Consider the following 23,494-nt stretch of genomic DNA (forward strand, 5'->3'; position numbering starts at 1 on the left):
CCTGCGGTGCGTTACGGCCAGGACGCCGGCAACGGCCAGCGCACCAGTGCATCCCCGCACAGCCCCCATACGGCAGCGCCGTCGGGACTCCAGGCCAGCCTGCGCAGATCCCAGCAGCGGTCGTGGTCGACGCGCAGCCGCTGCGACTGGCCGGTCTCCAGGTCCCACACCGCGGCCACCACGCCCCCACGGTTGCCCGCCAGTGCCAACCGCCGGCCATCGGGCGAGCCGGCCGCGGCATTGAGTGCATCCAGCCCCGGCAGCGCCGGCGAGCGGCGCACCTCGCCGGTCGCCACGTCGACGACATGCATCCCCGGCGTGCGCTGGCGGTCTTCCATCAGCACGAACCCCACCGCGATCCAGCCACCACGTGCGGATGCGAACGGGGCCGGCACCCACTGCGCCATGCCGGCGGCATCGTGCGGATCGGCCTCGCCGAACCGGCGCGGCAGCGGGATCGTCCGCACCACCCTTCCGCTGTGGCCGTCCAGCTCGGCCAGCCCCGCCGCGTCCTCCACCCAGAACGGCGCGCCCGGGGCGTCCCACTGCACCGGCTTCATTCGGGTATTGCCCGGAAAGCCGGCATCCATCAGCGCCTGGCGCGGCGCGGAGAAACGGCGTCCGGCGTGCCAGGGGAGGCCGTCGCCGGCAACGGGACGGGCCACGCTCCAGAGGCTGAAGCGCTGCTGCCCGTCCTGATGGTCGTGGCGATAGGCCTGCGGCACGCCGCCGCCATCGTGCATGAAGCGCAGGTAGGCGTCGCCGGCCACCCCCGGGGAGTCGTAGTGCAGCGGGTGCACCGATGGCGCCGCGGCCTCCACCTCGAAGCGCAGCACCTGCCCGGGCATGGCCAGGTAGGCGACCTTGCCGTCGCGGTCGCCGGCCAGCTGCCAGCGCGACACGTCCGGATCCGGCGCGCGCCACACGGTCCGTGGCGTGCCGCCGTCCGCCGCGGCCCAGCGCAGCAGTGCGAATGGACGCGGCTGCACCAGCAGCACGCTGCCGTCGGCCAGCGGCAGCAGTTCCGCCGCGTCGAAGGTCTGTTCGGACAGCACCCGCGGGATCACCAGCATCCGCGTGGCGGCGAAGCCCGGCTCATCGGCCGGCGCCACCGGCACGGGTTCCACGATCGCCGCCAGCGGGGCCGCCGGAGGCATCCAGTCCCGCGCATCGGCACCCAGCTGCAGGTCCGCGCCCGGCAGCGCGCGCAGGGCCGCCGACAGCGATGCGAACAGTGGTTCCGGCACCCGGCTGCGGCTGATCCGCGCCGACGGACCACTGCCGAGGATGTTGAAGTCGGCCAGGGCCCGCAACTGCTGCAGCACCCCGCCGGCGGGGTTGGGCCATTCGTCGACGCGGCGCAGGTTGACCACGGTGGCCGGGCGCCCCATCGCCTCGTCCACCTGCATCACCCGCACCTCGATGCGGCTGCGGGAACGGCCGGCAACGCCGTGGCGCTGCTCGTCGCTGGCACTCCAGCTCGCGAACGGCACCCGCAGCGCGGCCAGGGTGTCGCTCTGCGCAGAGTAGGCCGGATCGCGCTGCAGGCGCGCCAGGCGTTCCGGAAGCTCCTCGGCCAGCAAGGCACCGTCGGCGACCGCGCGCTCCAGCGCCGGCAGGTCGGCGCGCTGCACGTACTCGGCCTTCAGCTCCGGGCGGCGCGCCATCATCACCCCGCCCCAGCCATGCGCCATGTAGGCCACGCGGGTGCGTTCGACGGGCGCCTGGAAGCGGCCCTGCGGCGCCAGCGCGCCCTGCACCGCAGGCAACACCCGGTCGAACGGCAGCGCGACCAGCAGTTCCACCTGCGGCAGCGGCTTGCCGCCCCTGGCCAGCAGCGGCACCTGCAGCGATGCCGGCAAGCGCCCGTCGATTTCGGCCTGGGACGTAGCCACCACCTGCCAGCCAGGCGGCAGCGCGGCGGCCGCGGCGATCGCCGGCAGCACCATTCCCGCAAGCCACACCATCCGCTTCCACATGCCCGTGCCCGCCCTCGAAAGCCCCGTGCGGGCGTGGGGACGGATGATAGGGCAGCGCGACGCAACGCACGCCTTCCATCCGCAGCGGCGGCCTCCCCGGCGCGGAGAGGCCGCCGGGCGCCTTACCTGCGCTCGGCCGCGCTGGCGTCGCGCACCGCGCGGAAGGCTTCCTCGGCACTCCAGTTCGGCCAGTCACGCGAATTGGCCAGCTGCTCGCCCAGGGTGTAGACCACCTCCAGATCGCGCGCCGCGCCGGCGAAGGTCCAGTCCGGCTGCCACTCGTCGCCCTGCTGGTGATAGCGCTTGGCGGTGTAGTCGTCCGATGCCCTCTTGCCCGCCTCCACGCCGCCCTCGACCCAGTCCTGCCCGGCCGAGTACGACAGCGCCGGCACGCCGCGCTTGGCGAACGGGAAGTGGTCGGAGCGGAAGAACAGCCCGGCCTCCGGCAGCGGATCGGGGGTGTAGCGGATGTCCCAGCCGCGCGCCACGTCCTTGAGCTGGTCGAGCAGCTCCATCTTCGCCGAGCCGTAAATGCCGAAATCACGCGACGGCCCGTACGGCGCCATGCCGTCCATGTTGATCATCGCCACGGTCTTGGCCAGCGGATACAGCGGATGGGTGGCGTAGTACTCCGAACCGAGCAGGCCCTTCTCCTCCGCGGTGACCGCCATGAACACCACCGACCGCTGCGGCCGCGGCATCTTGGCGAAGCCGCGCGCCAGCTCCAGCAGCGAAGCGGTGCCACTGGCGTTGTCCAGCGCGCCGTTGAAGATCCGGTCGCCGCCCGCATCCGGCTCGCCCACGCCGAGGTGGTCCCAGTGCGCCGTGTACAGGACGGTCTCGTCCGGATGGCGGTTGCCCTCCAGCCGCGCCACCACGTTGTGCGAGGTGATGACTTCGGTCTTCACCGCGTAGTCGGCGGAGAACGTCTCCCCTTCCAGCACCACCGGCTGGAAATCGCGCGTCTGCGCCTGGCGCTTGAGCGCCTCGAAATCGAGCCCGGCGCGGCGGAACATCGCCACCGCCAGGTCGCGCTGGATCCAGCCCTCCAGCGGCGGATGCTCCGCGGCGGGATCGTCGCGCACGACGTCGAACATGGTGTTGGTGTTGGAACCCGCCACCGTCGCCCAGCCGTACGAGGCCGGCGCGGTCTCATGGACGATCAGCACGCCCGCAGCGCCCTGCCGCGCACCCTCTTCGTACTTGTAGGTCCAGCGCCCGTAATAGGTCATGCCCTTGCCGTCGAAATCGCCGGTTCCGGTCTCGAAATCCGGGTCGTTGATCAGCATCACCGCGATCTTGCCCTTCAGGTCCACGCCCTTGAAGTCGTCCCAGTCGCGTTCCGGCGCCTTCACGCCGTAGCCGACGAACACCAGCGGCGCATCCTTGATCGCCACCGCGGCGTCGCCGTTCATCGCCGCGCGCACGGCGATTTCCTGGCCCTGGGTCAGCACCTGCGGCGTGCCCTTGCTGGACAGCGACAGCTGCGGCTTGCCGATGATGTCGCCCTTGAGCAGCGGCACCGCCTGGGTCCACAGGCGCTTGCCGTCCTGCAGGTCGCCCCCCGGCTGCAGGCCGGCCTCGGCGAACTGCCGGCTCAGGTAGGCGACGGTCTTCTCCTCGCCGGCGGTGGCCGGGGAACGGCCCTCGTAGGCGTCGGACGCCAGTTCCTTCACGTCGGCGGAAATCCGCGCACCGTCGAACTTCGGCGGCGCGGCCAGCAGCGCCGAGGACACCGACAGCGCCAGCACGCTGATGATCACTCGCTTCATTGGTTTACTCCCAGGGTCGGACAACCCGGGCAGTGTAGCCAGCGGCGCGACCGTACGGGCAGTGCCGGGCAGCCTGGCCACCGTGCGACACCGGCAGGCCCGGCTACAGGTTCGCCACGCGCGCCCACAGCGCATCGCGTTCGCGGGCGTTGCCGCTCAGTTCGGCGGCGCGGGCGAACGCAGCACGCGCCTCATCGCGGCGCCCCAGCTGTTCGAGCAGGTCGCCACGTACCGCCTGCAGCGGTGCGTAGCCCTCCAGCCGCCCTCCTTCCTGCAGCGCCTCGAGCATCGTCCATGCGGCCTGGGGTCCTTGGGCCCGCGCCACCGCGACCGTCCGGTTCAACTCGATCACCGGCGACGGCAGCACCCTCGCCAGCCGTGCATACAGCCGCGCGATGTGCGGCCAGTCGGTCTGCTCGGCACAGCGAGCCCGTGCATGGCAGTCGGCGATGGCGGCCTGCAGCACATAGGCATCATCATCGCCCCCCAGCGTCCGTGCCTTTTCCAGTGCCGCCTGCCCACGGGCGATCTGCAGCCAGTCCCAGCGGCCACGGTCCTGCTCCATCAGCAGTATTGCCGCACCATCGGCATCGGTGCGTGCGTTCATCCGCGAGGCCTGCAGTTCCATCAGCGCCAGCAGTCCCAGCACCGGCACCGAACCGGGCATCAACCCGGCCAGCACGCGCGCCAGGCGCAGCGCCTCCCCGCACAGCGCCGGGCGCATCCAATCGTCGCCCTGGCTGGCTGCGTAGCCCTCGTTGAAGACCAGGTAGACCACCTCCAACACCGAGCGCAGCCGCCGTGGCAGGTTTCTGCGCCGCGGCACCTCGAACGGCACGCGGCGCTCGGCGAGCGTGCGCTTGGCGCGGACGATGCGCTGGGCGATGGTGGGCTCCGGGAGCAGGAATGCGCGCGCGATCTCGGCCGTGCTCAATCCGCACAACAGGCGCAGGGTCAGCGCCACGCGCGCATCGGCCGATAGAACCGGATGACAGGCGACGAACAGCAACCGCAGCAGGTCATCGCCGACGTCGTCCTCCACTTCGCGCTCGTGGTCGCGCACGATGCTCCCCTGGTGGTCCGATGCCTGCGCCATCGCCGCCTGCTTGCCTGCATGCAGGCGACGCCGGCGCAAAAGATCGATCGCCCGCCGCTGGGCAGTGGCCATCAACCAGGCGGCTGGGTTGTCCGGCACACCGTGTCGTGGCCAGTGCTCGAGCGCGGCGACCAGCGTGTCCTGGGCCAGCTCCTCGGCGCTGTCCAGATCGCCCAGCATCCGTGCCAGCCGCGCGACCAAGCGCGACGATTCCATCCGCCACACCGTATCGAGCCTGCGCTGGAGTTCGCGTTGGTCCATCGTTCCACGATCACACCACCGCCCTGCCGCGCGTGCAAGCGAGTGGAAGCCATCACATTCCCGCCACGTACCGCGGCATCCATCCCACTGACCGCTCACAGATCGACGAAGACCTTGAGCACATCCCGGGCAGAAACCTGGCATCGCGCAGCACACCTCCTGGCGACCAGGCACGGGGCGGCCACCACCCGGGCATCGCCCCGGCCACGGTGCGGACACGTGCAAACAACCGATGCAGGCCACGGCCCCGTTGCGGTACCTGCACAGCGGCCCCCTCCCTGTAGCGCACCATCGTCTGCTCATCGAAGGGCGCCGCGGGGAGGGTCGCACCCGGATGCGAGCGACCGCAGATCAATCCGACCGCGCCTCCATGTAGGCGATTTCCCAAAGGTGCCCATCCAGGTCCTGGAAGCCGCGCTGGTACATGAAACCATGATCGCGCGCCGGCATCGGTTCGCTCGCACCCGCGGCCAACGCTTTGTCCATCAGCGTATTGACCGCCGCGCGGCTCTCCGCCGACAGGCAGGTGATCATCTCGGTCTGCCTGCGAGCATCGACGAGCGGTTTGGCGGTGAATGTCTGGAAGAATGCTTCTACCAGCAGCATCACGAATATGCTCTCGCTGACCACCATGCAGGCGGCATTGTGGTCGCTGAACTGCGGATTGAAGGTGTAGCCGAGCGCGCCGAAGAACGCTTTCGAGGCCTCGAGGTCGCGTACCGGCAGGTTGACGAAGATCATCCGGGGCATGGCCATCGTCACCGTCCTCCGTCCATCGGCGCCATGCAGTTGACCATCCATGGCTTGCCGTAACGGTCCACCAGCATGCCCCAGCGCCTGGCCCAGAACGTCTCGCCCAGCGGCACCTGCACCTGGCCGCCCTCGGCCAGCGCCGCGAATATGCGTTCGGCGTCGTCGACGCTCTCCACATCCACCGTGATGGTGATGCCGCCTTCACCGCGCTGCGTGCCGTCGGCCCCCATCAGCACTGCGCCGCCGGCCTCGACCTGGCAATGTGCGACGTGGTCCGGAGGCGGCATGAAACCACCGCATCCATCGCCGTCCATGCCGGACTCGGGCGGCATGTCGCTGTAGTGCATTTCAGACACTACCTTGCCGCCCAGCGCCCTGGCATAGAACGCCATTGCCTCATGGGTATCGCCGTTGAAGCCCAGGAAGGGAATCAGTTTCATCGTGCTGCTCCTTGTCGTCGGGGGTTGGAATCCGGATCCGTCGTTGCGGTCCATGCGCTCATGCAGACGCTGCTGCTGTGCACGCAGTTCGGGGGTGAAGGTATCGCCAAAGTCTTCCGCCTCGAGGAACGGACGGATCTCTACATCCATCGGTGCGCGACCGTCCGGGTTGAATGGGGCGCACTTGAGCCACTCCACCGCCTCCTCCATCGAGCGGACCTGCCACAGCCAGAAGCCGGCGACCAGCTCGCAGGTTTCGGCGAACGGGCCATCGATGACGCTGCGCCGCGTGCCGTCGAACCGCACCCGCACCCCACGGCGGCTTGGATGCAGGCCTTCGGCGGCCAACATGACGCCGGCCTCCACCAGACGCTCGTTGTAGGTACGCATCGCCGCCAGTTCGGCTTGGGCAGGCATTCTCCCGGCCTCGCTGTCAGCGGATGCCTTCACCATCACCATCACTTTCATTGCTATGCCTTGCCGGTTGCGGATCGGTTGATCTGCTTCACATCCAAGACGACGAACCAGCACTCCCCGGATCGACACGATCCACGCGCTTTTTTATGAATGCATTCATGATTTCCGGGAGCGCCCGTTTCTGGCCCAAGATGGCCACTCACCCATACCGGCCGCTTCCATGACGTTCCTGCTGCTGATCTATATCGACCCGGAGCTGCTGCAATCGCTCTCCCAGGAGGAGTACGACGCACAGATGCGCCAATGCCTGCACCATGCCGACGTCCTGCAGGCGCAGGGCACCCTGCAGCTGGCACAGCGACTGCGGCCTCCGGCCACTGCCCGGACCCTGCGCACTCGCGATGGCCAGTCCCGCATCGTCGACGGTCCGTTCGCCGAAACCCGCGAGATCCTCGCCGGCTTCAACCTGATCGAGGCTGCCGATGCCGACGCGGCAATGTGCATCGCCCGCCAGTTCCCATGGGCGGCCTACGGAAGCATCGAGGTAAGGGAGGTGGAGCCGATGGGCTCCGCCAGCCAGCCATGCTGAAGGGGTAGAAAACGGCATCCACCGCCATATGACCACATCCCCTTGACACCTAAGACATTGAATAAAATAGAAAATAAAAAATTTTCATATAAAATCATTCATGACTTGTTAACTTTTTACCTCTCTGCGGTTATTGTCGGCCTACTTGGCGTTCGGCCTTTGTTCAGTCTGGCCAGACCAAGACCAATTTCACAGGGAGAGAAGAGATGATCAAACGCAAGTCGATACAGCGCGCATCTTTGAGCGTTGCTCTGGGCCTCTGCATTGCGAGCAGCGCCTACGCGCAGTCCAATGCATCCGGCTCGATTTTCGGTTCAGGCGGCCAGCCAGGCACCACTGTGGTCATTCGCAACACGGATACTGGGCTCACTCGTGAGATCCGTGTCGACAGCAACGGGCGCTACAGCGCTTCGGCCCTTCCCGTCGGCAAATACGAAGTAAGGCTGAAGAGGGACGATGTGGTCGTCGCTTCCAAGTCCGATGTCATGGTGCAGCTTGGCGCCGGCAGCGAGGTGTCTTTTGGTACCTCCAGCAGCGGCACCACCACCGACATTGATCGCATCGAAGTGCGCGCCAGCGCCATGTCGCCCATTGACGTCTCCGCTACCGACAGCCGGCAGGTGTTCACTGCGGAGCAGATCTCCAAGATGTCCGTGGGACACAGCATCAATGCCTTGGCGCTCCTTGCTCCAGGCGTCATCGCCGCCGATTCGCGCTATGGCAATGTCACTTCGTTCAGTGGCTCGGCAGCATCAGAGAACGCTTTCTATATCAATGGCTATGCCGTTACCAACCCGCTGACCAACCTCGGCTCGACCACGCTGCCCTTCGATGGCATCGGGCAGTTCCAGGCCATCACCGGCGGCTATGGGGCCGAGTTCGGGCGCGCTACTGGCGGTGTGGTGAACATCATCACCAAGAGCGGCACCAACGAATTCAAAGCAGGTGCCCAGGTCCTCTGGTCGCCGAAGGACCTGCGCGCGCACTCGCGCAACATCTACTTTCCCAACACCGGCAAGCTGCCCGCCACGGACGGTTTGGTGTACCAGAACCTGAGCGCCCAGACCACCGACTCTCTGGTCTACGGCGTCTACGCCAGTGGTCCAATCGTCAAGGATCGCCTGTTCTTCTACGCCGGTGCAGAGTTTGAGGATCAAGACCGGACTACAGTTTCCACCCGTTCGAATACCCCCACGGGCTATCAGAAACGCGATTACGAAGTTCCGCGCTGGCTCGCAAAGTTGGACTGGTACATCACGGATAACCATCTGCTGGAATTCACCGGGATCTCCGACGTGACCAAGCAGACAATGGGAACGTACGAGTACAACTACATGGGAACGGATATCTTCAAGCCCGGTAAGGTCAAAAACAGTGGCTTCTACTACAAGGATGGCGGCGAACTCTACATCGGCAAATACACCGGCTATCTGACCGACAATCTGACACTGACCGCGCTTTATGGGCAGCAGGAGCAGGATCATATCGCTGAGCCGTGGGGCTATGACCCGAGCGTGGTCTACGTCAGCGACAATCGCAACGTCGCCAACCCCGTCCGTAACGGTGCATTCGCGCAGCTCGACTATCCGGATGCATATGACAAGACCGATGGCTATCGCGTCGATCTGGAATGGCGCCTAGGCAATCACACCCTGCGCGGCGGTTATGACGTGCAGAACTCCGAATCACGTGCCGGCGAAGTGACGGCCGGACCGGGCTACCGCTGGCTCTATGAGTCGATGGGCGCCGCCAATGCCAACGACACCATCCCGGGCAGCGGTGGCGCTCGTGGGCCTGGTGGCAATGGCGACTATGTCGTGAAATACGTGTATGCCAACGGTGGCATGTTTAAGGTTGAACAGAAGGCCTTCTATCTGGAGGACCGCTGGCAGGTCACCGATAACTGGCTGCTGTCGCTTGGCCTGCGCAACGAGAGCTTCCAGAACTTCAATGCCGACGGCATCGTCTATGTCGAGCAGAAGAACCAGTGGGCTCCGCGTATCGGCGCAACCTGGGACGTCTACGGCGATTCTTCGCTGAAGGTGTTCGCCAACGCTGGCCGGTATCACCTGGCGATGCCGAACAACGTGGCGCTGCGTGGCGCAGCCGGTTCCACGTACACCATGGAGTACTTCTCCTTCACCGGCATTGACCCGAATACCGGCTTGCCTCAAGGAACGGTGGCGCTGGGTAACGGTCCCTACTCGTCCAACAACGAGTATGGTCAGGCGCCTGATCCGGCATCGGTGGCTGCCAAGGGCTTGAAGTCGCACTATCAGGACGAATTCGTGCTGGGCTTCGAGAAGCAGCTTGGTGACTCCTTGGCCTTCGGTGCGCGCTACATGTTCCGTGATCTGAAGAGTGCGATCGACGACATGTGCGACTGGCGCCCGGCCTACTACTGGGCACTCGAAAATGGATATTCCGACGCCGTGGCCGAAGCCCTCGGTGACGGGTTGGGCAACTGCCGCCTGTTCAACCCCGGCGTGGGCAACACCTTCCAGCTGGACGATGGCACCGGCAACCTGGTGACCGTCCCCCTGTCTGCCCAGCAGATGGGCTTCCCGAAGCTCAAGCGCCGCTACCAGGGTGTGAATGTGTTCCTGGAGCATCCGTTCGACGGGAAATTCTACGGAAAGATCGATTACACCTGGTCGCACAACTACGGTAATGCGGAGGGACAGTTGAAGTCCGACGTGGCCCAAACCGACGTCTCGCAGACGATGGATTGGGACCATCCGGAAATCATGCTCCACGCCAATGGCAACCTGCCCAATGATCGTCGCCACTACCTCAAGGCCTTTGGTCATTACCAGCTCAATGAGGAGTGGCGCTTCTCCAGCACCTTCACCCTGATGTCAGGGCGACCGATGAACTGCACTGGCTACTATGCGGGCCCGGATCCGGATGGCGAGTTCAGCAACACCGTTGAGTATGCTGGTCCCTACTACCGCTACTGCAATGGCCAAGTCATGCCGCGCGGCTCTGCCGGTACCACGCCTTGGATAGGGCGCCTGGACATGGGCGTGGCTTACCGTCCGTCCTTCCTGGACAACAAGCTGGAAGTTTCAGTTGACCTGTTCAACGTCACCAACTCGCAGCGTGCCCAGAACTACATCGAGTACGGCGAAAATGGCTCGATCGGTAATTTGTATAACCAAACGAACCGCGTGATCAGCTACTCCACCCCGCGCTACATGCGTCTGGGTATCCGTTACGACTTCTGATCCAAACACGTACCAAGCACTTCTTTAGACCCGGCCCCGTGCCGGGTCTTTCTATTTCCACTCCGCTCCAGAAAAGACCAAGCCAGACAACGGAACGTACTGGGCCGAGCTTTCAGCCAGCGAGCTGTATTGCCCCACTCCCCGCCAAGCCGGCCCCGACAATCAGAATACCGTCACCGCCAGCTCCCGCCCCGCCACCGCCTCGTTTCCGCTGAAGTCGCGCGCCGTGATCCGGAGGGTGTAGTTCCCCGGCGCAAGCAACGACGGCTCCAGGGTGCCGCTGGCCAAGGTGCCGTCGCGCACGGTGTTGGTCAGTACATAGCGGAAGCGGGTGCGGGCGCTGCCATGCACGGTGATGCCGCTGTCCTCGGCATAGGCGACCTTCGCCGCATCCGGCTGCGGCGGCATGCGGTTGAACTCGATGGTCATGCGCGGCTGCTCGTAACCCGGCAGCGGCTGGCCCTGGCCATCGAGGATCTGGTAGCCCAGCGCGTACAGCCCGAGCCGCCGCCGCGGCAGGTTGCCGTCCACCTGGTCCCAGGCCTCCACCACCAGCTGCAGGCCGCCGCCGTCGCGCGGCACCGCGAGGCGGCCGTCGCGGCGTGCGTCCAGGCGGCGGCCGGTGGCGTCGAGCAGGGCGATGTCGTCGATCCGCGGCGGTACGCGGTCGGCATAGTGGGCGAAGCCGAGGCGCACGGCGTTGCGTTCGTAGCCCGACGGACCGACCGCCAGGTGCACGTGGGCCTGGTTGTTGATGCTGCCCAGGGCGTCGCCGGGCATGAAACGGGTACCGCGGCGCACCCGCACCCGCTCCAACCGGCCGTCGCCGTCCCGCAGCAGCTGGAACCGCGCCGGGTCCAGGGGCCGGTTGCCGGCGTCGCGGCCGACCTTCATGTGGATGTAGTCCAGCATGTCCAGCGACAGGCCTTCGGCCTGGCCGCCCAGGCTCCAGGTCGCCAGCGGGCTGCTGACCTTGGCCGCGGCGATGGCGCGTACGGTCTGCCCGACGTCGCCGCGGATGTCGAAGCCGCTGTGCAGATGGTGCCGGCTCTCGCCGCGGAACGTCCCGCGCACCTCTCCGAGCGTCCCCACCACCTCGTGCCAGTCCAGTTGCGGCGCCAGCGGCCAGCGGCCTTCGTTGCGCGGCAGCGGGTTGTCCATCGACGGGCCGACCACCGCCGCGTCGGCGAGGTCGCCGCTGGCCGCGGGCCGCAGGTGGTGGATGCGGTAGCCGTCGGCGTCGCCGAGCAGCAGGCTGCCGTCCGCCGCCAGGGCCAGGCCCGATGGCCGCGCGAAGCGCTGCACGTCCCCGGCCACCGCCACCACATGCCCGGCCGGCGAGACCTGCACCACCCGCCCGGAGCTGCGCTCGGCCACGTACACCACGCCGTCGTGGGTGACCGCCAGCGTCATCGGCCCCCACAGCGCGCGCGCACCGTCGGGCCGCCCCAGCGGCGTGGCCACGCGGCCACCGCGGGTCACCGTCCGCACCGCGTCGTTGCGCAGGTCGGCCACCCAGAGCGTACCGTTGCCATCGACCGCCAGGTCGGTCGGTGTGTCGAAGCGCGCCTCCCCGGCCTGTCCATCGGCCCAGCCCGGATGGTCGCCGCCGGCAAGCGTCCACACCCGGCCGTCGGACTCGATGACGCGGATGCGGTCGTTCCAGGTATCGGCGACGTAGACGCGGACCTGCGCATCCACCGCCACGCCCATCGGTCCATCGAAGCGCGCGTGCCGCCCGACGCCGTCGGCGAAGCCGGCCACGCCGTCGCCCGCCAGCGTGCTCACTTCGCCCTGCGGCGTGACCTTGCGGATCGCATGGTTGCCGGTATCGGCGACATACAGGTTGCCGTGGCGGTCCAGGGCGATCCCCGACGGCGTATGGAACGCGGCCTCCCCGCCCACGCCGTCGGCAAAGCCTTCGCGGCCGCCGGCCAGCACGTGGAAGTCGCCGTCCAGCCAGCGGTACAGGATGCGGTTGTTGTCGCCGGCATCGGCCACGTAGAGCGTGCCGCCGGCATCGATCGCCAGGCCCCAGGGGTCGCTGAAGCGGCTCTGTGCGCCGCTGCCGAGGCGGTCGCCGGCAATGCCGTCGCCGGCCAGCAGCGCGATCTGCGCGCGCCATCCCAGGGGCGTGGCCGGCACGTCCGTCTCGTGCGGCGTCCCCCGCTCCCAGAGGTAGCTGGCGGCCAGCGCCACTGCCGTCAGCACTGCGACGGCCATCCCCCAGCGTTTGCGTCCCATGTCCGTCCCGGCGGTTGCGAAGCGGGCACCATAGACATTCGCGGCCCGCGGCGGAACCCTCCTTCGGCACGTGTCCCGGCAGCGCCCCGCGGCGGCGGCGGCCCGCACACGCCGCTCCGCACGGCATCGGCGCCCCCCCTACCGCGCCCGCGATGCCGCGGCGGCCATAACAACCGGGCATGCCGTTCCCGGCGGCTGCCGGGCCGGCTGCCGCGCGCGGTACCGGCGGTGGGCGCATCCTCCCGGCACGCCTGATCCATGCAGGCTGCCGCGGGCCCTGGAAACAGCCCCGCCCGCCGGTATCGCCGTCCTCAGCGGGCGGTGCGGATCTGCCTCAGGTGGGTCCCGACAGGGTCGGAGAACACCCGGCCGTCGGCCACGTCCCAGTTGATCGACCAGGTCATCACCCCCCGGAAGTCCGGGTAGGGGCGCGCCGGCGTCACCGTGTCGCACGCGGTCGCCGTGGTCAGGCAGTCGAAGGCGCGGTTGATGTCGGCCGGGGTGGCCTGGCCGTTGCCCGCCGCCAACGGGCCCGATGGCAGGCCCAGCGCCACCTGGTCCGGGCGCAGGCCCGCGAAGCGGCCCTGGCCGCCCGCCAGCTCGAAGCCCTCGATGAGCATCCTCGCCGACCCCACCATCATGTCCACGCTGCCGCCCGGCAACGGATCGGGTGCGTACGGGCTGGGCAGGCCGCCATTGTTGTAGAGCTGCACGTGCAGCAGGTCCAGTTCGTCGCGCAGGCCATCGATCAATGGCAGGTAGGCCCCCCAGATGCCCTCCATCGCGACCCAGCCGCCCTGCACGTAGGGGTGTTCGGGCGCCATCGAGACATACAGGTTCGGGTACATGGCATGCAGGCGCTTGACCGCCGACACCAGGTGGCGGACCACCGGGGCCCCGTGCACTACGCCGGCGACCTTCTCCAGATCGATGTCGATGCCGTCCAGCCCGAAGGTGTCGATGGCCTCGGCGGTGGTGCGCACGAAATTGTCCTCGTCGCGCTGCGATTGCAGGGTCACCGACCCCAGTTCGCCACCGAAGGACAACGCCACGATCCTGCCCTGGGCCCGCTTGGCCGCGATGTCCGCGATCAGGCGGGTGCGCTCCAGTTCCGGCGCCGGGTTGAACGCGATCCTGCCCTCGCCCATGTCGTCGGCGAACGCCAGCACGATCACGTCCCAGCTGTCGTCCACGTCACCGAGCGGCAGCACCCCGGTGCCGTTGTCGAAATTGTGCAGGTAGCCGACCAGCGCATGCCGCGGCAATGGGTGGCTGTGCCCCGGAACGCTGCCGGCACCCGCGCCGGCGGCCCCCTGCTGGCCGGTGCGGCAACCGGCGGTGGTGGCGGCGAGAACAAGCAGGCAGGCCAACAGGCTGATCGACTTCATCGCAATCCCATGTGCTGGAAGAGCCGATGATTCTAGGCACGTTAGAGAGCGGAAAACCCTTCCGGAACATCACCTTGGACAAGTTGTCCGGCAATGGCGCGACGGCGGCCCGGTACTGGCCCGCCGCACGCCCGGCAACGCCCCGCGCGGTGTCCTGCCGCCATCCGCGCGCGCCGCGGCAAGGACATCCCGTGCCGCCCCGGCATGCCCCGCCGGCGGCCGGGCCGTCAGCGCCGGTCTCCCTTGTTCAGCCGCAGGTCTTCATCTGGCGCTCGGCCTCCCACAACGCGCGGCGCGCCAGGTCATGGGCGCTGTCGGCCGCGGCCGGCAGCGTATGCTGCGCCTCGACCGGGTCGGCACCGTGGCGGTAGCGGTACTCCACCCGTTCCAGGGCCTCCAGATGCTGCAGCGCGGTGGCCAGCCACCGGGCGCGGCGTTCGCTGGAACAGGCCGGATAGCGCCGTTCCAGCTCACCGATGGCGGCACGGAGGCCGCGGCTGGCCTCGCCGCCGAGTCCCGGGACCGGCACATGCCGGACCGGCGCGGCCTTGTACGCATCGCCGGTGGCCGCACTGCCGAGGTCCGAGGGCCGCTCATGCAGCGTGGGATCGAACGCCACCGGAGGCGGGCGCCGCGCCTCCGCCGGCTGGATGTCGTCGCCGTAGAGCCAGCGTTCCTTGCCCGACTGTCCGGGTCCGGCCGGACGCTTCGAGAACAACCCGGCGGTGGCCCGTTCCCCGACGCCTGTCGCAAGCTCGTCGCGGTGCTCGAACACCTGTTCGTCATGCCCGCGCGTGCGCGCCTCGCCGACGATGCCGTCGGGCAGCGCGATCTCGCCAAGGCGGCCGTACAGGCCCGGCGCCGCGCCCGGGACCGGCGTCGCCACGGCGGGCGTCGGGAGCGCCTGCGGCGGCGGCCGGGGCGTGGCGAGCGGCGCCACCGTGCGGACGGCCGGGAGCGCCGCTCGCCGCACCGGTTCAGGGGCCGGTGACGGCGCCGCGAGCGGCGCGCCGTTTTCCCGCGGCAGCCAGCGCACCGTCAGGCGCCGCGCCTGGCTGCCGGCGCCGGTCTCCGGCACCTGCCAGAGGATCCGTGCCAGCAGGCACAGCACCGCGAGGGTCGCCAGGGCAGCGCCGACACGGGTGGACCACGGTTCATGTGCAGACGACACCCGCATGCGCTTCCTCGTTTGAGCGGCAGGGAACACCCCGGCATGCGGTGGCGCCTGGCCGGCCCGCAACAGACCGCGGACGGGGCGGTGAGTTCCGGAATCGTCGCGGCGCCGGAGCCCCGCGTTACGATGCCCGGACGCCGCCTTCCCCGCCCCCGCCTATGCACGCCGTCCGCATGCCCCCCTATTCCGGCCCCCTGATCGGCCGCCCACTGCTGGACGCCATGCACCAGGCGCACGCCGCCGGCGGCACCGCCTTCACCGCCTCGTTCGACCTCGGGCGCAGCCAGGACACCGCGCAGCTCGCGGCGGACGGCTGGCAATGGCGCGGGCAGCGCTACCCCTGGCCACAGCGCCTGAAGGACCGCACGCTCTATTACTGGGATGGCCACGCATTCATGCCCGCCGCGCGGTTCGGCAGCGGCCTGTACAAACTGGTGCCGACCGGATGGGACGTACCGACCTTCGAGATCGACGGCATCAAGATGCTGCCCACCGCGCGCACCTGCCCGCTCGAGGATGCACGCCGCAAGGTGGCGCTGGTCGCCCCGCAGGGCAGGCAGGTGCTGGACACCTGTGGTGGCCTGGGCTACTTCGCCGCCTGCTGCCTGGAGGCCGGTGCGGCCGCGATACGCTCCTACGAGAAGAGCCCGGAAGTGCTCTGGCTGCGCACGCTCAATCCCTGGTCGCCCGATCTGCAGGCCGAGGCCTACGGCGGGCGGCTGACCCTCGTCCATGACGACGTCTCGGTGGCGGTGGCCACCCTCGCCGAGGGGTCGTTCGATGCCGTGCTGCACGACCCGCCCCGTTTCGGCATCGCCGGCGAGCTGTATTCGCAGGCGTTCTACGACCAGCTGGCACGGGTGCTGCGCAAGGGCGGGCGGTTGTTCCACTACACCGGCACGCCGAACCGGCTCACCAGCGGCCGCGATGTGCCGCGGGAAGTCGGTGCCCGCCTGGAGAAGGCCGGCTTCCGCGCGCGTCCTGAGCTGGACGGGGTATTCGCCATCCGCCGCTGACGGCATCGGCACCGGCACCGGCACCGGCACCGGCAACCGCGGACCGCGGCAGCAGGCGACCAAGCCGCGCGGCGGCATAGGCGGAACGGAGCCATGCGCAGGCATTCCGGCGCCCGGGCTCGGCAACCGGCGCGCCGGCGCCTACGGTGGCCCTCCCCCATCCCGGAAACCCTTCGCCATGTCCGTCCCTCCCGCGCGCGGCGCTCGCCGCCCACACGCCGCCCTCCGGCCATGCGCCGGCGCACGATGAAGCGCCGCAGCGTGATCGCCGCCATTCCCGGCGCCCTGATCGGCCTCGGCCTGGCCACCGTGGCCGGCGCCGGCACGCCCGACCGGCGGCCGGTCGTGACCACCGGCCACGGCCGTCTCCGCGGGCTGCGGCTGGACGCGGGCTTCGCCTTCCTCGGCGTGCCGTATGCGGCACCGCCGGTGGGACCACTGCGCCTGCGTTCGCCGCGCCCGGTCGCGGGCTGGACCGGCGTGCGCGATGCCGCCCTTGTCGGGCCGGCCAGCCTGCAGTCGCTGCAGGGCAACCAGCGCTGGCTCAACGAACCGCCGGCGGCGCTGTCGGAGGACTGCCTGTACCTGAATGTATGGACGCCCACCCTGGACAGCGGCGCCGCACTGCCGGTGCTGGTGTGGGTGCATGGCGGTGCCACCCGCAGCGGCCAGGGCGGAGCCGCGGCGGTCGATGGACGCCGGCTCGCCGCGCGCGGCCTGGTCGTGGTCACCCTCAACTACCGCCTCGGCGCGCTGGGCGGCCTGGCGCACCCGGCGCTGGAGGATCCGGAGACGGGGATGTGCGCCAACTGGGGGCTGCAGGACAAGCTGGCGGCGCTGCGCTGGGTGGCCGACAACATCGCCGCATTCGGCGGCGACCCCGCGAAGGTGACCCTGGGCGGGCAGTCCTCCGGCGCCGCCAACGTCGCGCTGATCGCCCACAACCGGCTCGGCGACGGCCTGTTCCGTGGTGCGATCGCGCACAGTCCGCCCCTGTTCCGGCCGCCCATGTTCGCCGAGATGGCATCCGCCACCGCCTATACCGAAGCGTTGTGCGACCAGCTGGGCATCACGGTGCCCGCCGTGCGCGGCCTGGACGGGGACGTGCTGCAACGGCAGGAAGAGGCGTTCGCCGGCTCGGCCGGCCTCAAGGCGCGGATGCAGCGTCCGGCGACCGCACCGGTACGCGACGGCAGGCTGCTGCGCACGTGGTCCTACGATGCCGAACCGATGACGGTCCCGCTGCTGGCCGGCTGGACGCGCAGCGAGGCCGACTTCTGGTTCGCGCTGGACGATGGCGCCGGCACCCGCCTGTCGCCGCTGGCGCCGCCGGCCAGTGCCGGTGAACTGCGCACGCGCACGCGCAGCCTGATCGATGCGCACTACGCCTTTCCCGAGCAGCCCGATGCAGCGGGGGTGATCGACGCCTATGGCGGCGAGGCCGACCCGGCCTCGACCTGGCGCCGGCTGTATACGGACCTGGTGTTCCGGGCGCCGATCCTGCACCTGCTGGGCCGGCAGGCGCGGGCCGGGCAGCCGGCATGGGCCTACGAATTCGCGTTCCCGCTGGCCGGCAGCACCGACAGCAGCCCGCATGCCAGCGATGTGCCGTTCGTGTTCGGCACGACCGACACTCCCTACCTGGCAGCGAAGATCGGGCGCGCGCCACAGGCGCAGCGGACCGCAGAGCGGATGATGCGCTGCTGGACGCGCTTCATCGCCGAGGGAAGTCCCGCGGCGCCGGCGGCCTGGAGCCGCTTCGATCCCGGGCGCGCCAGCGCCCTGCGCTTCACCGAGGAGGGCGCGCAGGTGGTGGCGGTCCACACCCCTGCCACCTCCGGTCTCTGGCCACGGTTCTCCATCGGACCGTCATCCCCTCCCCCTGCCCACCCTTGAGCGGGCCGGCGGGAGTCACTACCCTCCCGCTCAGCAGGGCCTCGTGGCGCGCCCCTCGCCAGGCCGGTATCCGATGCGCCGTACTGGACGGAGGCCCCGATGAGCGCTCGCCTGACATCCGCGCATTTCCAGCCCGGCCACGCCGGTCCCCCGGGCTGGACCCGTCAGCAGTTGCCGGCGGATCTCGGCCGCTGTTTCGTCGATCGCCTGCAGATCGAGCCGGGCATCGCGCTGATCTACTCCGAATACGTGCCAAGCAGGGACCTGGACGAAGCGAGCCGGATCGATCACGGCACGCGGGTACTCACCCTCACCCTGGGGCTGGAGGGGCGCTCGGGCTATGAAGCCGGCCGCGGCGGCGACCTGCTCGGCTTCCACGCCGGGCACACCACGCTGAGCCTGTCCGGGCGCGCCACCGGCCACCGCCGCTATGCCGGCGACGCCAGGGTCCGGCAGCTGCGCCTGGCGGTGGACGAACCCGCCATGCGCCGTTACGGCCTGCGGACGCCCGGGGACGTGGACACGCGTGTGCACTGCGTGCGGCAGCTGGCGTTCGGGCGCACCCGGGCCGATGTCGCGCGCTTCGGACAGGTCCTGGACGCCGCTCATGCCGGACGGCCGATCGGCCGGCTCGACCTGCAGATCGCCGCGTTGAGCCTGTTGTCCGCGCAGCTCGCACAAGACTGCCCCGGCCCGGGGGGCCGCGACGACGACGAAGCACGGCTGTTCCGCGCCCGCGCGCTGCTCGAGGACAACTACGACCAGGCCCTGACCGTCGCCTGGCTGTGCCGCACGACGGGGCTGAACGAGTGCAAGCTCAAGCAGGGGTTCCGTTCCCTGTTCGGCACCAGCCCCTACCGGATGCTGACCGCGATACGCATGCGCCACGCGCGCGACATGCTGGCACGCGGCCAGTCCGTGGCCACCACCGCCTACCGCACGGGATACCAGCACCCTTCCAGCTTCAGCGCCGCGTTCTGCCGGCATCACGGCCATCCGCCCTCGTACTACGGCGGCCGCGCCGCGCACTGCCGCACGCTGGCCGGGAACGGCGGCACCGCACCCTGAAGGCCTGCCCCGGCAGGCCATGCCCGCGCCGTTTGACAGCGCGCGCGGGCGGCGACTACCGTCTGTAAAGTCCTCTTTACAGGCCGCCGCATGTGGCGAAAGCCCTCCGCACCTCTCCCGGCGCCACGGCGGCGTCCGCTGCCCGGCCGGCACGACAGGCCGCTGCCGGTGCGGGCTGATGGCGGCCGGGTACCGCTGAGGCGCGCCGGCATGGACAATCGCCTGCGTGGACTGCGCGAGGCCCGCGGCTGGTCGCAGGGCGAGCTGGCCGGACGCCTGGGGGTGTCGCGGCAGACCATCAACGCGCTGGAAACAGGCCGGTATGCCCCCAGCCTGCCGCTGGCGTTCCGCATCGCCCGCCTGTTCGACGCCAGGATCGAGGACATCTTCTTCCCCGACGTCACATAACCCTGCCCGGCGCGTCATGGCCTGGCATTCCGACTCCGTCCATCAACCGCAAGGGGCCGTTCCGATGATGTCCCGCAAGACCCGCATTTTCCTGGCCGTGGCGGCGCTGGCGGCCGTGCTCGGCTACCGCGCGCTCGCGCCCGGCCCGAGCGCGGACGACGACCGCGTCGCCGGTGACACCGCCGCCCACCCACGGGTGCTCGGCCAACTGGCCTTCCAGCCCTGCAGCCTGGTCTCGCCGGCCCGCGGCGACAGCCTGGAGGCGCAGTGCGCCACCCTGGAGGTTCCCGAGGACCGCGCCGCGCCGCAGGGCCGCCGGATCGCGCTCAACATCGCGCTGCTGTCCCCGGACAAGCCCGAAGGCGTGCAGCCCGACCCGGTGTTCTTCCTCGCCGGCGGCCCCGGCCAATCGGCGGTGGAGAGCTATCCGCAGATCGACGCGGCCTTCGCCGAGGTGCGCAAGCGCCGCAACGTGATCCTGGTCGACCAGCGCGGCACCGGCCGCTCCAACCTGCTGGCCTGCGACGGCGCCGGCGCCGGCGCCGGCGACGACGATGCCGGCATCGATGCGATGCGCGACGCGGCCGCCGCCTGCGCGGCGGCACTGTCGGCGCGGGCCGACCTGCGCCACTACACGACCACCGATGCGGTCGCCGACCTGGACGCGGTACGCGAAGCCATCGGCGCGGCGCAGGTCAACCTCGTCGGAGTCAGCTATGGCACCCGCGTGGCGCAGCAGTACGCCATGCGCCATCCGCAACGCACCCGCAGCGTGGTGCTGGATTCGGTGGTGCCCAACACCCTGCAGCTGGGCAACATCTTCGCCCGCAACCTCGACGACGCGCTGGCGCTGCAGTTCGCCCGCTGCAGCGGTACGCCCGCCTGCAGGGAAGCACTGGGCGACCCGCGCGCGGAACTGGATACCCTGCTGGACACCTTGCGCGCGCGGCCGCGGACCGTGCGCTACCGCGATGCCGGAACCGGCGAGGAGCGCGAGGGCGTGCTGCACGCCGAAACCGTCGCCGGCCTGGTGCGCATGTATGCCTACATGCCACAGGCCGCCGCCCTGCTGCCCAAGCTGATCCACGAGGCGCGCAACGGCCGCTACGACAATCTGATGGCACTCGCGCAGATGATGCAGGGGGAGATGCGCGACGCCATGGCCATGGGCATGCAGCTCTCGGTGATCTGCAGCGAGGACAGCCAGGGCATGACCGCCCGCGACGGCGACGAGCGCACCGTGCTCGGCAACCGCATGGCGCAGGGACTGGCGGCGATGTGCGCGGTCTGGCCGAAGGGCGACGTGCCCGGCGATTTCCATGCCGCGCTGTCCACGCCGGTCCCGGCGCTGGTGCTGGAAGGCGAGTTCGATCCGGTCACGCCACCGCGGTACGGCGAGGAGGTGGTCCGGAGCCTGCCCAACGGCCGCCTGTTCGTGCTGCGTGGCCAGGGCCATGCGGTGCTCGGTGCCGGCTGCATGCCCAAGCTGTTCGCCCAGTTCGTCGACAAGGCCGATGCCGCCGCGCTGGAAGGCGCCTGCCTGCAGAAGCTCGATTACGTGCCGCCGTTCACCAGCTTCAATGGCTGGGAACCGTGACCGTCCAAGCAATCCCGAGGAATCCGACTCCATGATCGTCGCAGAACGACTCCGCAAGACCTTCCCTGGGAAGGGCAAGGACACGGCCCCCGTGATCGCCGTGGACGACGTGGGCTTCACCGCCCACGACGGCCAGATCACCGGCCTGCTCGGCCCCAACGGCGCCGGCAAGACCACCACCCTGCGCATGCTCTATACGCTGATGACGCCCGAGACCGGCAAGGTCGTGGTCGATGGCGTGGATGCGGCCGCCGACCCGGATACGGTGCGCCGTGGCCTGGGCGTGCTGCCCGATGCCCGCGGCGTCTACAAGCGCCTGACCGCACGCGAGAACATCGCCTATTTCGGCCAGCTGCACGGCATGGACGCGGCCGCGATCGACGCCCGCATCGCACGCCTGGCCGAGGCCCTGCAGATGGACGACTTCCTGGACCGCCCGACCGAGGGCTTCAGCCAGGGCCAGCGCACCAAGACCGCCATCGCCCGCGCCCTGGTGCACGACCCCAGGAACGTGATCCTGGACGAACCGACCAACGGCCTGGACGTGATGACCACCCGCGGGCTGCGCGGCTTCCTCAAGCAGCTGCGCGCCGAAGGCCGCTGCGTGATCTTCTCCAGCCACATCATGCAGGAGGTCGCGGCGCTGTGTGACCGCATCGTCATCGTCGCCCAGGGCCGGGTCGTGGCCCAGGGCACGCCCGACGAGCTGCGCGCGCAGGCCGGCCAGTCAAACCTGGAAGACGCGTTCGTCGCACTGATCGGCAGCGAGGAGGGCCTGCACGCATGAACACGACCGGATTCGTGGCCAGCATGTTCACGGTGATGCGCAAGGAGCTGCGCGATTTCGCCCGCGACCGCCGCACCTTCCTGCTGACCCTGTTCACCGCGCCACTGCTGTACCCGCTGCTGTTCCTGGGCATCGACAAGCTCAGCAACCTCCGGGTGGAGAACCAGCTGGAGAAGGACATGGTCCTGCCGGTGGCCGGCATCGACCGTGCCCCCAACCTGGTGGCGTTCCTGGCCAGCCGCGGCATCGCCGCCCGCGAGGCGCCGGACGACGTCGAGGCCCGGATCCGTGCCCAGCGCGAGGACCTGGCCCTGGTGATCGATGCGGACTTCGCCGCCGACTGGCAGGCCGGCAAGCCGGCCAGGGTCGAGATCGTGGCCGACACCACCCGCCGCACCAGCGACGTGCAGGTGGCCCGCGTCCGCACCGCGCTCAGCGCCTACGGCCAGTCGGTGGGCGCGCTGCGGCTGCTGGCGCGCGGCGTGAACCCCGCCGTGGTCGCACCGGTGAATGTCGGCACCCGCGACCTCGCCACCGCCGAAGCCAAGCGCGGCATCTTCCTGTCCGTCATCCTGCCGATGCTGTTGATGATGTTCGCCTTCATCGGCGGCTCGCACCTGGTCATGGACACCACCGCGGGCGAGCGCGAGCGGCAATCGCTGGAACCGCTGCTGGCCACGCCCGCGCCGCGCGGCGCGCTGGTCAGCGGCAAGATGCTGGCATCGGTGGTGGTCGGCCTGACCGCCATCCTGTTGATCCTGCTCTCGTTCAAGTTCAGCGCCAGCATCGGCCGCGGCGTCTCCGGTTCGCTGGACGTCAGCTTCCTGGCAATGGGCAAGCTGCTGCTGGTGCTGTTGCCGCTGGTACTGATCGGCACGGCCCTGCTGACCTGCCTGGCGGCCGGCGCCAAGAGCATGAAGGAAGCGCAGAGCCACATCGTCTGGCTGATGATGCTGGCGATGATGCCCGGCTACGCGCTGATGGCCTACCCGCTCAAGGACACCCAGCTGTGGCAGTACGCGGTGCCGTTCCTGTCGCAGAACCAGATGCTGGTGAAGGTCACCCGCGGCGAGATGCCCGGCGGGGCGCAGTGGGGGGTCTACCTGGCCGCCTCGCTGCTGCTGGCGGTGCTGCTGTGGGCGGTGGCGGTCTGGCGCTACCGGCAGGAGCGGCTGGCGATCTCCGGGTGACCACCGTGCCCTGACGGGCGGGCGTCGATCGGAGGCGGGCGTCCGCGGGGACGGACCACCGCCTCCCCGCCCTTCGGGGGCGGCCCCGCGCAGGGGCAGGACAGCCCCGTGCGCGATCTGCACTCGCCCCGGTCGCGCGTTGACCCGGCCGGCGGCCGATACCCGCCTGCGCGATGCAGCCCCACCGGCGCG

17 protein-coding genes and 1 pseudogene are annotated in these 23,494 nt (G+C 69.5%); 9 read left to right on the forward strand and 9 right to left on the reverse strand.

What is annotated here, in order from left to right:
* Positions 1-11: 11 nt before the first annotated feature.
* The 6 genes and pseudogenes from K5L01_RS11795 to K5L01_RS11820 all read right to left on the reverse strand — a co-directional run.
* Positions 12-1,964 carry a WD40 repeat domain-containing protein gene (locus K5L01_RS11795; RefSeq protein WP_250064705.1) on the reverse strand — a complete coding sequence of 651 codons (1,953 nt, stop codon included), beginning with the start codon at positions 1,962-1,964 and terminating at the stop codon, positions 12-14.
* A 137-nt stretch (positions 1,965-2,101) separates the two neighbouring features.
* Complete coding sequence (locus tag K5L01_RS11800; protein WP_250064706.1) at positions 2,102-3,751, reverse strand: M28 family metallopeptidase; 1,650 nt, start codon at positions 3,749-3,751, stop codon at positions 2,102-2,104.
* Positions 3,752-3,854: 103 nt separating this feature from the next.
* Entirely contained in the window at positions 3,855-5,108 is a 1,254-nt protein-coding gene (locus tag K5L01_RS11805; protein WP_250064707.1) for an RNA polymerase sigma factor, read from the reverse strand.
* Between the two features lie 351 nt (positions 5,109-5,459).
* Complete coding sequence (locus K5L01_RS11810) at positions 5,460-5,864, reverse strand: VOC family protein (protein WP_272494201.1); 405 nt, start codon at positions 5,862-5,864, stop codon at positions 5,460-5,462.
* A gap of 2 nt (positions 5,865-5,866) precedes the next feature.
* Positions 5,867-6,301 (reverse strand): VOC family protein, encoded by a 435-nt coding sequence (locus K5L01_RS11815; protein ID WP_272494202.1) that lies wholly within the window; start codon positions 6,299-6,301, stop codon positions 5,867-5,869.
* A 48-nt stretch (positions 6,302-6,349) separates the two neighbouring features.
* Positions 6,350-6,769, reverse strand: a pseudogene (locus K5L01_RS11820) (YciI family protein); the annotation flags it as partial.
* A 169-nt stretch (positions 6,770-6,938) separates the two neighbouring features.
* Here K5L01_RS11820 and K5L01_RS11825 point away from each other — a divergent pair.
* Positions 6,939-7,307: a YciI family protein gene (locus tag K5L01_RS11825; protein WP_250064709.1), complete on the forward strand. Its 369-nt coding sequence runs from the start codon at positions 6,939-6,941 to the stop codon at positions 7,305-7,307.
* A gap of 206 nt (positions 7,308-7,513) precedes the next feature.
* Positions 7,514-10,534: a TonB-dependent receptor gene (locus K5L01_RS11830; protein WP_250064710.1), complete on the forward strand. Its 3,021-nt coding sequence runs from the start codon at positions 7,514-7,516 to the stop codon at positions 10,532-10,534.
* Between the two features lie 162 nt (positions 10,535-10,696).
* Here K5L01_RS11830 and K5L01_RS11835 read toward each other — a convergent pair whose 3' ends face one another.
* From K5L01_RS11835 to K5L01_RS11845, 3 genes are all read right to left on the reverse strand, one after another.
* The gene (locus tag K5L01_RS11835; protein ID WP_250064711.1) at positions 10,697-12,778 is read right to left on the reverse strand and encodes a gluconolaconase; all 2,082 of its coding nucleotides are present in this window, start codon (positions 12,776-12,778) and stop codon (positions 10,697-10,699) included.
* A 311-nt stretch (positions 12,779-13,089) separates the two neighbouring features.
* Entirely contained in the window at positions 13,090-14,166 is a 1,077-nt protein-coding gene (locus tag K5L01_RS11840) for a chitinase (RefSeq protein WP_250064712.1), read from the reverse strand.
* A gap of 247 nt (positions 14,167-14,413) precedes the next feature.
* A complete protein-coding gene (locus K5L01_RS11845) occupies positions 14,414-15,337 on the reverse strand; it encodes a hypothetical protein (RefSeq protein WP_250064713.1) in 924 nt (307 codons plus the stop codon).
* 176 nt (positions 15,338-15,513) lie between these two features.
* Here K5L01_RS11845 and K5L01_RS11850 point away from each other — a divergent pair, with 176 nt between their 5' ends.
* From K5L01_RS11850 to K5L01_RS11880, 7 genes are all read left to right on the forward strand, one after another.
* A complete protein-coding gene (locus K5L01_RS11850; RefSeq protein WP_250064714.1) occupies positions 15,514-16,356 on the forward strand; it encodes a class I SAM-dependent methyltransferase in 843 nt (280 codons plus the stop codon).
* Positions 16,357-16,602: 246 nt separating this feature from the next.
* Positions 16,603-18,252 carry a carboxylesterase/lipase family protein gene (locus K5L01_RS11855; RefSeq protein ID WP_250064715.1) on the forward strand — a complete coding sequence of 550 codons (1,650 nt, stop codon included), beginning with the start codon at positions 16,603-16,605 and terminating at the stop codon, positions 18,250-18,252.
* 99 nt (positions 18,253-18,351) lie between these two features.
* A complete protein-coding gene (locus K5L01_RS11860) occupies positions 18,352-19,320 on the forward strand; it encodes a helix-turn-helix domain-containing protein (RefSeq protein ID WP_250064716.1) in 969 nt (322 codons plus the stop codon).
* A 210-nt stretch (positions 19,321-19,530) separates the two neighbouring features.
* On the forward strand, positions 19,531-19,728 hold the full coding sequence (locus K5L01_RS11865; RefSeq protein WP_250064717.1) for a helix-turn-helix transcriptional regulator: 198 nt from the start codon (positions 19,531-19,533) through the stop codon (positions 19,726-19,728).
* Positions 19,729-19,795: 67 nt separating this feature from the next.
* Positions 19,796-21,325: an alpha/beta fold hydrolase gene (locus K5L01_RS11870; protein ID WP_250064718.1), complete on the forward strand. Its 1,530-nt coding sequence runs from the start codon at positions 19,796-19,798 to the stop codon at positions 21,323-21,325.
* Between the two features lie 31 nt (positions 21,326-21,356).
* A complete protein-coding gene (locus K5L01_RS11875) occupies positions 21,357-22,112 on the forward strand; it encodes an ABC transporter ATP-binding protein (RefSeq protein ID WP_250064719.1) in 756 nt (251 codons plus the stop codon).
* Positions 22,109-23,302 (forward strand): ABC transporter permease, encoded by a 1,194-nt coding sequence (locus tag K5L01_RS11880; RefSeq protein WP_250064720.1) that lies wholly within the window; start codon positions 22,109-22,111, stop codon positions 23,300-23,302. The genes K5L01_RS11875 and K5L01_RS11880 overlap by 4 nt, the downstream gene beginning before the upstream one ends.
* Positions 23,303-23,494: the final 192 nt, after the last annotated feature.

The organism is Stenotrophomonas mori, assembly GCF_023556335.1.
In the GTDB taxonomy this organism is placed as follows: domain Bacteria; phylum Pseudomonadota; class Gammaproteobacteria; order Xanthomonadales; family Xanthomonadaceae; genus Stenotrophomonas; species Stenotrophomonas mori.

Coding starts and splice junctions, on each gene's coding strand:
- K5L01_RS11875 (WP_250064719.1), top strand. CDS start 21,357: ATGATCGTCGCAGAACGACTCCGCAAGACCTTCCCTGGGAAGGGCAAG.
- K5L01_RS11840 (WP_250064712.1), bottom strand. CDS start 14,166: ATGAAGTCGATCAGCCTGTTGGCCTGCCTGCTTGTTCTCGCCGCCACC.
- K5L01_RS11825 (WP_250064709.1), top strand. CDS start 6,939: ATGACGTTCCTGCTGCTGATCTATATCGACCCGGAGCTGCTGCAATCG.
- K5L01_RS11800 (WP_250064706.1), bottom strand. CDS start 3,751: ATGAAGCGAGTGATCATCAGCGTGCTGGCGCTGTCGGTGTCCTCGGCG.
- K5L01_RS11870 (WP_250064718.1), top strand. CDS start 19,796: ATGTCCCGCAAGACCCGCATTTTCCTGGCCGTGGCGGCGCTGGCGGCC.
- K5L01_RS11805 (WP_250064707.1), bottom strand. CDS start 5,108: ATGGACCAACGCGAACTCCAGCGCAGGCTCGATACGGTGTGGCGGATG.
- K5L01_RS11880 (WP_250064720.1), top strand. CDS start 22,109: ATGAACACGACCGGATTCGTGGCCAGCATGTTCACGGTGATGCGCAAG.
- K5L01_RS11860 (WP_250064716.1), top strand. CDS start 18,352: ATGAGCGCTCGCCTGACATCCGCGCATTTCCAGCCCGGCCACGCCGGT.
- K5L01_RS11815 (WP_272494202.1), bottom strand. CDS start 6,301: ATGAAACTGATTCCCTTCCTGGGCTTCAACGGCGATACCCATGAGGCA.
- K5L01_RS11865 (WP_250064717.1), top strand. CDS start 19,531: ATGGACAATCGCCTGCGTGGACTGCGCGAGGCCCGCGGCTGGTCGCAG.
- K5L01_RS11855 (WP_250064715.1), top strand. CDS start 16,603: ATGAAGCGCCGCAGCGTGATCGCCGCCATTCCCGGCGCCCTGATCGGC.
- K5L01_RS11810 (WP_272494201.1), bottom strand. CDS start 5,864: ATGGCCATGCCCCGGATGATCTTCGTCAACCTGCCGGTACGCGACCTC.
- K5L01_RS11850 (WP_250064714.1), top strand. CDS start 15,514: ATGCCCCCCTATTCCGGCCCCCTGATCGGCCGCCCACTGCTGGACGCC.
- K5L01_RS11835 (WP_250064711.1), bottom strand. CDS start 12,778: ATGGGACGCAAACGCTGGGGGATGGCCGTCGCAGTGCTGACGGCAGTG.
- K5L01_RS11830 (WP_250064710.1), top strand. CDS start 7,514: ATGATCAAACGCAAGTCGATACAGCGCGCATCTTTGAGCGTTGCTCTG.